The following is an 8,920-nucleotide window of genomic DNA, read 5'->3' as shown; positions in this document are numbered from 1 at the left end:
GAGGTACGCGGTGTGTAAATCAGGCGAAAAGCGGCATCAAAAAACTGCACGACCTCTACGCCTGAACGGCGTCGCTGTGGAGCGTTGATTCTCAGTCTTTGTTGGCTTCGAACAACGCTGTGAATTCCTCTCGCAGGTCTCGCTTATCGGCTGCCAAGTTCACTGTTTCACCGGGATCGGAATCCAAGTCGTACAGCTCAATGGGCCCCTCGATGTCGTACCGAACGGCTTTCCATTTGCCGCGACGGGCCGCTTGGTAGACTTCGCCGACCACTCCGGAATTCGGGTCTCCGGCTTGCTTGCCAAATTCCCAGTACAGAGTCCGATCGGGCAACGGTCGTGGGGCGTCGCGAAGACGCGGTAGCACGGACACTCCGTTCGTCTTGATTCGCGGAACGATGTCCAGGGACACGCCCGCGATGTCAGCGAAGGTTGGCAGCACATCGGCGAACGCCCACGGCGTATCGTCCACTCGTGGAGACTGGATGGCAGCGGGCCAGTGGGCGATCATCGGAACGTGAATGCCGCCGTCGTACAAGTCACGCTTCATCCCTTTGTAAGGTTCTGAAGCACGAAAGAACGTCGGGTCGCCGCCGCCTTCATCGTGCGGTCCGTTGTCCGAAGTGAAGAGGATCAACGTGTTGTCCGCGACGCCTTTGGATTGCAACGTTTGGTAGATCTGGCCAACGTATGCATCAAGTGCCGTCACCATTCCGGCCAACGTCGCATGCGGGCGTTCAACAGGCTCGGGATAATACCAAGCGTATTTGTCTGACGCGGTCCCATTGGACATGCCGCCATAGCGGGTCTCGGGAAACGCATCCTTGTAGCGTTCGACAAACTCGGCTGGCGCGGCCAGTTCAGCGTGAGGGGACGAGTACGCCAGAAGCACGAAGAATGGATTTTTGTGATCTTGTTCAATGTACTGGATCGCTTCGTTGGTGAACAAAGCTTGTGCATACGCACCTTTCTTTCCGCTCTCGTTTTCCTCGATTCGAATCTTCTTGCCGTCACGCCAGAGAATGGTTGGGTATTGCCGGTGCCCTTCCAAAATTGAGTACATGCCGTACCAGGTATCAAACCCCATCGCCAACGGATCCGTAACTCCCATCTGCGAACCGATGGAATACTTACCAAACAATGCCGTGTCGTAACCGGCGTGCTTCAACACATGAGCAATCGTGACGTCGATGTCTTTCAGTTGGACCGTGTTGGAATTGTTGTCCATCAATCGTCCGTCGCGACCGGTGAACAAAGACACGCGGGATGGCGAGCAAACCGTGTTGCCTGAATAGGCCTGTGTGAACCGGATTCCGTTGGCAGCAAGTCGATCCAGGTGAGGCGTTTGAATCGGGGTGTCGCCATAAGCTCCGATTTGATTGAAGCCCAGGTCATCCGCCAAGATCAAGACAATGTTCGGCGGTTCAGCACCAGCATCATCGGCCGTGGCGGACAGCGGCATGCAGGCGAAAAACGCCGTTGTCCACGCCAATAAAACCGACTGCCAGTGAGCTCGATGCGACATCATCATTCCAGGGAAGTGTTGGGAATCGTGTTTGGAATCACGCGAAAGTGTCGATCCACTCGCGTCACTCGAACAACGCGAGAATCTGATCAGCCACGACTTGATGACCGGCTCGGTTGGGATGGTTGGACTGCGAGAGATAGTCCGTGACATCATCGCCTTCACCCACCAAACGTTGGAATTCCGAGTAGGAATCCACCAGCGGCAGGTCAAACTCACCAGCCAACTGCCGGATCGATTCGGCATGTTTCACGAGAGGTGAGTCGGGATCCAAGATGTCTTCCTTGGAATCCGGAGTCGGCGTCAGCAAGACAACCATCACGTCTTTTGCCACCGCCTGCTTGATCATCTCTCGCCAGCAATCCTGGGCGGTATCCACGCCGATGCGACGATCATTCAAACAGTAGTCGATGAAGATGACGTCGGGATTCAACGACAACACATCGTCCGCGAATCGCTCGGCCCCACTGACCGAGTTCTCGCCTCCGATCGCGGTGTTGCAAACATCGATCACCGCGGTTGGATAACGCTCGCAAAGTTCTTGGTGAAAGAGCACCGGGTACGAATCAAAACGTCGAACAATCGGCGTGCGGAAATACCCGGCGGGGACGGAATGCCCGTGAAAGACAAATCGAACCAAGCGGTTGTTCGGCCAGGTTTGTTTGAGCTGTTGCTTCAGATCAGCGAAAGGGTTGGCTTCCGTGGGCTGGACTTTCTCAGCCGGTGCTGTCGCTGCATCTTTGGCTTGGCAGGGAACTCCTTTTGCGAAGGCAACCAGTGTCAAGACAATCAACGCACGAACAAGAATCTGCATGGAACCACTGAAAGGCAAAGGATGGAAGTCGAGTCTACGAAACCGAAATCTCAAACTGGATTTCGCTGACGTTTCCGCCAGGATACTCCACAACCAGAGGCACCGCTTCCATTCCAGGCACCATGTTGAAAACACGCGACTCGGCACCACTGGACTGGGCACCACTGGACTGGGCACCACTGGACTGGGCATCACCATGGATTGCAAACGGCACATTGCACTTGCAGACGACTGTTCCCTCCGGCTTTTCGATCTCAATCTGGTTCTTGGATACTCTTCGGACCGTTTCGCCAGTCGGTGAAACGATGGGAACGATCAAAGCAAACGCATTTGCTTGGCGATCGGATTGGGCTGGTGAGGCGGTGATCAGCACGCGTTCACGTTCAATGCGATAGCTCAACTGGCACTGGGAATTTGACTCGTCTTCGATCTGCCGGTCTTCGTCCTGCAGCGTCGTTGCGACGTCGAATCGGACTTGGTCATCACTCGTATTGGAGGTCACGTTGGCTTTGAGGTCGTACAGATTCGTGAACCATCCCGCTTCGTTGCGTCGTTCCAATCGAGTCGTGAGCGGGAAGTCCTTCCCGGGTTGCGGTTGTTGATTCAGCGGTTCGACTTGGATGTAACGAGCCATGCTGGATGCTAGCAACGTGCCGACTTGGGCGTGATGAAGGACCGCGAGCGAGCCGCCCGTGGGTTGCTGGATGTGATCGGCCGATTTGGTTTTGTAGATGGAGTCATACGCCGACACGGTTGCTCGCCATGGGCCTTTTGCTGCCAACCATACATCCAGTTCGGCGAAGTGCTTGACACCATCTGACGTCACTCGAGGCAACGGTTTCAGTTCGTGTTTCGTCGCCGTCGGCTGCGTCTTGTCCAGCACCAACGCCATCGCTTTGGCATGTGCAAAGGTGTGGTGGATGCAGGGTTTGACCCCGTGAGAGACGTAGTGAGGACCGCCGTGCAGCAGGCCGTCTGCCGTGCATCGTTTCAGCAGTTCCGCATTTTTGATCGCGGCGGTTTCGAATGCTGGATTGCGATCAGCCATCAATGCGAACGCGGGTTGGCATCCATCCGCGGTTCGACTGCCCCAATAAGACCATTTGGCTGAACGAGTTCCCCAACTGTTGTCCCAGGCACCATCGGGCAGCATGAATTCCAGGTGCCCATTCATCGACTGAGTCAACAAATCCAGCAGCGATTCATCACCGACTTCCAAGGCGTAAAGCACCACGCCATTGAGTGACTCTTCCACGTTGTAACCAAGATCAACCGGCAGCAGTCCACGGCCGCTGCGATTGTCGTTGGGCTTTCCCTCTCCCCAGAGCAACTTGTTCGGTTCGGTAAAAAACTCTTTGACTCGGACCGCGAGCTGCTGGCTGCGTTCGGTGTACTTGGCATTGTTCAATACGCGGCCGAACAAATGAAAGCCGTAGACGGCCGTCATGCCGTAATTCAGATTCGTGAAATCAATTTTTCGAAAGTCGCTGAACAAGTACCCGCCGGCTGCTTCGTCCAAGCGTTGTTCCCAGGCACGCTTTTCGTCGGCATCTAGGACTTCACCGTGGTAGTGCAGTGCTTCGGCCAACGCGATCGCGCCAAAGATGGTGGTCCCGCGCCACGAACGAGGGTTGATATCGTTGGTCCAGCTACCATCTTCTCGACTGACGTTGTTTTCCGCCCACGCGTACACATTCCGTGCCGCGTCCAAGTAATTCTGTTGGCCGGTCGAATGAGCCAAGTGAAGAAACGGGTACAAGGCATCGCTGCATCGGCCGTGGATGTGACTGCAAGAGTCACATTGGAGAGCACCGTGCGCGGACGGATCATCAGGGGCAATGGTTTGGCGGCGGATCATGCCATCGCACCAATCCACCAGCAAAGACTTCGCCAGCGATCGCAGATCCGAATGTTCCTGCTCGGGCAATCGGTTCTGTGACGCAGCATCCGAACCACTCGCCAAGAGGGGACGCGTCCCCAGCAACTTGTTCGCACTTACCAGTCCGCCAAGAATGCCGAGCGAGGTCATTCCGGCAAATTCACGTCGATCCATGGAGTGGTCTTTGTATCGTTCATTGGGGAAGGGGAGTGGGGAGTGCAGATGGCCAATGGCTGCAGGCCATTCTGATCAGGTGGGTACCGAGTCTGATCAGGTGGGTACCAAGGAAGCACAGTGCCGAAAATGCGTTGACTCAGGGATGAACGAATAACGATGAGTAACGACTGAAACTCGACACTTACATCCTGACATGGACGCGACCTGTTGCGTTGTTTTCGCGAAAATCCACGCAAATTTCCGAAAAGTGAAACGTCATAGGAATTGGATTGCAAAAATAGGATCGTTCGCCGGGAGAATCACAGAGGCATCGTGCGAGCTCGGACTCCATCGAGACTTGCCGCTGTGCTTTCAAATGCTCCCGTTCGATCTACACTGATCGAATCCCGCCTACCACCCTGCCGCCGAACGCTGATCAACACCTATGCCATTCCAACGGGGCTATCTCCCAAATCGGTTCGCCCGCGAGACGCGCATGCCAACCGTCTTGATGCTGGCCGCCGCCCTTTGCACCACGTTTTCTGGCTCGCTCGCGCCAGTTCGCTCGAACGCTGAGGACGTCGATCCGGAGACAGAGGACACCGAATCGGTTTCCGTCACGGACGAATCATCGGTCTCGTTCAGTCGCGACATCCGGCCGTTGCTTTCGAACCGATGCTTCGCCTGCCACGGTCCAGACGCCGGTTCGCGAGAGGGAGGTTTGCGACTGGACCAACCCGACGGAGATGAGGGGGCGATTGGATACTCAATCGAACCTCACTCGGCTGAGGACAGTGAAGTTTGGCACCGGATCACTGCCGATGATGAATCGATGTTGATGCCGCCGCCGGATTCACATTTGGAGCCGTTCAACGAAGAAGAAACGGAACTGATTCGGCGATGGATCGTAAGCGGTGCCGTTTACGAAGACTTCTGGGCATTCCGAGTCCCAGAACGGCCACAGCCACCGGTGACCCAAAATGCTGAGTGGAGTGCACAGACGGTCGATCAGTTTGTGCTTCGAAAGCTTGAGTCGCAGCAGCGTCGCCCATCAGAAGAAGCCGACGCGAGAACTCTGTTGCGACGAGTCACTTTCGATTTGACGGGGCTGCCACCCAGCCGAGAAGCGATCCGCCAGTTTGAATCGGCCTACGCCAACTCACCCGAATTGGCGTGGGAAGAATTGATCGTCGACCTGCTTTCGCGTCCTCAATTCGGAGAACACATCGCCCGCCACTGGCTGGACCTGGTGCGTTTCGCTGACACGAACGGGATGCACAAAGACTTCTATCGCAACCACGTCGCCTATCGCGATTGGGTGATTCGGTCTTTCAACGACAACCTTCCGTACGACGAATTTGTTCGAGACCAGATCGCTGGCGATTTATATCCTCAGCCAACGAAAGACCAACTGATCGCATCCGGATTCAATCGGTTGCACTTGATCATCGATCGCGGAACCGCATTGCCGGAAGAAAGTCACGTCAAAAATGTGTTGGATCGCGTCACCGCCGTCGGCACCGCGTTCATGGGGCTGACGGTTCAATGCGCACAGTGTCACGACCACAAGTTTGACCCGATCACCCAGAAAGATTTCTTCTCGTTGTACGCGTTTTTCAACAACATCGATGCCGAACCCGAAACCAACCCGCGAAAAGTCGTGGATGGTTTCCAAGAGCCTTTCGCTCGATTCCCAACCGATGCTCAGCAAGCCGAACTGGATCGCCTGGATGCGGAATTAGCCAAGCTCGATCAGCGGATTCGCTCGGAAGAGAAACCAACGAACCAACCCGAGGAGAAACTGAAATCGCGTTTGGAATCGCTTAAAAAACAACGCCGCCAGGTGCAACGTGATCGAGATGCCGTCGAGCGTTCGGTCGAAAAAGCGATGGTGATGAAGGAACGCGACGAGGTCCGAAAGACGTTCGTTCTGATTCGCGGGCAGTACGACGCTCCCGGGGAAGAAGTCCAACGCGGCGTCCCAGGATCCCTTCCGCCGCTGAAGACCCGATCCGAAACACCGTCCCGCATGGATTTGGCCAATTGGATGGTGGCACCTGAAAACCCGCTGACCGCACGCGTGGCGGTGAACCGTTTCTGGCAACTCTTTTTTGGCGTCGGGCTGGTCAAGACGTCCGAGGACTTTGGCAACCAAGGCGAGGTCCCAAGCCATCCTGAATTGTTGGATGAATTGGCGGTGCCGTTTGTCGAGTCAGGATGGGATGTCAAAGCGTTGCTCAAGCGAATCGTGATGAGCAAAACGTACCGCCAATCTTCGCGAGCCACTCCGGATGAGTTCAAAGCGGACGCGGAAAATCGGCTGCTCAGTCGCGGCCCTCGCTATCGGTTGGATGCCGAAATGATCCGCGATCAAATCTTGTTTTCGAGCGGACTGCTGTCCACGCGAATGCACGGACCGAGTGTCAAACCACCGCAGCCGGACGGGTTGTGGAAAGCGGTTTCGATGACGGGCGAACGTTTCCGGCCCGACCAGGGCGAATCGATCTATCGCCGCAGCATCTACACGTTCTGGAAACGTGCGATGCCGCCACCGCAAATGACCATCCTCAACGCACCCAATCGTGACGCTTGCATCGCTCGCCGCGAAAGAACCAACACGCCGACCCAGGCTTTGTTGCTGCTCAACGAAAGCGAATACCTACGTGCTGCCGGGCAATTGGCTCAGTCCACTTTGGCTGAACCTGCCGAAGACCGAATCCTGTTCGCCTATGAAACCGTCACGGCCAAACTCCCAGATTCGAAAGAGGTCGACGTTCTTCAAACGCTGTTGAACGATCTGCGTGACGAATACGCCAGCTCACCCAAACTGGTTGACGATTTGTGCGAGGGAGTGTCCGTCGACTCGCCTCAAGACAAAGTTGAACTCGCCGCTTGGACGGTGCTGTGCAACACGCTCTACAACCTCGATATCACCAAGACCAAAGATTGAATCGCCATGCATATTCACATCACCTCGACAAGCGAAAATCGTCGTCGGTTCTTGGCCAATGCCGGCATGGGACTGGGGACGACAGCGCTCGCATCGTTGGTCTTGGGACCAAAGCTCGCAAGCGCCGCGGCCCCCAGCGCCGCGTCCGGTGCACCATCCGATATCCCGGCGGGTTGCCACTTTGCCCCCAAAGCAAAACGCGTGATCTTTTTGTTCATGGCGGGAGCTCCCAGCCAAATCGACTTGTTCGATTACAAGCCGGAACTGGTCAAACAGTTCAATCAACCGTTGCCGCCATCGGTCAGCCAAGGCCAACGCGTGACCGCCATGACGCGTGGCAAAGAGCAACTGATCGTCCCCAGTCGCTTTGGTTTTTCGCAGCAAGGCGAAAGCGGCATGTGGATGAGCGATCTGTTGCCACACCTTTCGACGCAAGTCGACAAGTTGTGCTTCATCGATTCGATGCACACCGAATCGATTAATCACGACCCGGGCAAAACCGCGTTCTGCACCGGTACGGAACTGCCAGGCAAACCAAGCATGGGAGCCTGGTTGAGCTACGGATTGGGAACGCTGAACAAGGACTTGCCAGACTACATCGTGATGCCATCGGCTTACTGGAGCGGCAAGGTCAACGTGCAAGCGTTGTACTCACGTCTCTGGGGCAGCGGTTTCTTGCCGTCCAAGCACCAGGGCACCAGCTTCCAAACGTCGGGCGATCCGGTTCTGTTTCTTTCCAACCCCAGCGGCATCGATCCAGCGATTCGTCGGCGAATGCTCGATTCGCTTGGCGACCTCAACCGCAAACACTTCGGTGAGATCGGTGACCCCGAAATCGAAACCACCATCGCTCAACAAGAGATGGCGTTTCGGATGCAAACATCGGTCCCCGAACTGACGGACATCTCCGACGAGTCTCCCGAGACACTGGCGATGTACGGCGAAGAAGTGAACAACCCAGGGTCTTACGCCCGCAACTGTTTGCTGGCCCGTCGGATGGCAGAACGCGATGTTCGTTTCATCCAGTTGTTCCATCGCGGGTGGGATCACCACACGAAGTTGCCAGCGAACTTGCCCGGGCAATGCCAGGATGTTGACCAACCGACCACAGCGCTGCTGAAAGATCTCGAGCAACGTGGATTGCTCGAAGACACCCTGGTGGTTCTCGCCGGTGAATTCGGCCGAACGGTTTATGGCCAGGGCAAATTGGACATGGACACCTATGGTCGCGATCACCACCCCAGGTGCTTCACTGCGTTGTTGGCAGGCGGCGGTGTCAAAGGCGGGATACGACACGGTGCGACGGATGAGTTCAGCTACAACGTCGTTGCCGACCCGGTTCATGTTCGTGACCTGCATGCCACGATGCTTCATCTTCTTGGCGTCGACCACAAACGGCTCACGTTCCCGTTCCAAGGACTGGAACAGAAATTGACCGGAGTCGAGCCCGCTCGAGTGGTCAAAGAGATCATTGCCTGAGTCGATTCAAAGGCTTCTCCGGTAAAGCCGACCTCTTGGCATCGAAGAGGTCAGGCTGGGGAGAGTCGTGCAGTTTTGAAGTGCCATGCTCACAAGGTTGAAATCACCCTCCTGAAC

General features: G+C 55.9%; 5 protein-coding genes. 2 read left to right on the top strand and 3 right to left on the bottom strand.

The features are described from left to right. Nucleotides 1-91 precede the first annotated feature (91 nt). Genes B2R17_RS08495 through B2R17_RS08485 form a run of 3 tightly spaced genes read right to left on the bottom strand, consistent with a single transcriptional unit; the run spans nt 92 to nt 4,392 of the window. A complete protein-coding gene (locus B2R17_RS08495) occupies nt 92-1,531 on the bottom strand; it encodes a sulfatase-like hydrolase/transferase (protein WP_008664224.1) in 1,440 nt (479 codons plus the stop codon). A 58-nt stretch (nt 1,532-1,589) separates the two neighbouring features. Beyond that, nucleotides 1,590-2,339 (bottom strand): SGNH/GDSL hydrolase family protein, encoded by a 750-nt coding sequence (locus B2R17_RS08490; protein WP_008664225.1) that lies wholly within the window; start codon nt 2,337-2,339, stop codon nt 1,590-1,592. Nucleotides 2,340-2,373: 34 nt separating this feature from the next. Continuing rightward, nucleotides 2,374-4,392 carry a hypothetical protein gene (locus tag B2R17_RS08485; RefSeq protein WP_286763646.1) on the bottom strand — a complete coding sequence of 673 codons (2,019 nt, stop codon included), beginning with the start codon at nt 4,390-4,392 and terminating at the stop codon, nt 2,374-2,376. A gap of 478 nt (nt 4,393-4,870) precedes the next feature. Here B2R17_RS08485 and B2R17_RS08480 point away from each other — a divergent pair, with 478 nt between their 5' ends. Both B2R17_RS08480 and B2R17_RS08475 read left to right on the top strand, forming a co-directional pair. Continuing rightward, complete coding sequence (locus tag B2R17_RS08480) at nt 4,871-7,324, top strand: DUF1553 domain-containing protein (protein WP_286763645.1); 2,454 nt, start codon at nt 4,871-4,873, stop codon at nt 7,322-7,324. Nucleotides 7,325-7,330: 6 nt separating this feature from the next. Continuing rightward, entirely contained in the window at nt 7,331-8,803 is a 1,473-nt protein-coding gene (locus B2R17_RS08475) for a DUF1501 domain-containing protein (protein WP_286763644.1), read from the top strand. Nucleotides 8,804-8,920: the final 117 nt, after the last annotated feature.

It is taken from the genome of Rhodopirellula sp. UBA1907 (genome assembly GCF_002337565.1).
Taxonomy (GTDB): domain Bacteria; phylum Planctomycetota; class Planctomycetia; order Pirellulales; family Pirellulaceae; genus Rhodopirellula; species Rhodopirellula europaea.
The sequence above is the reverse complement of the archived record's forward strand: the minus strand, read 5'-3'. Positions and strand labels throughout refer to the sequence as shown.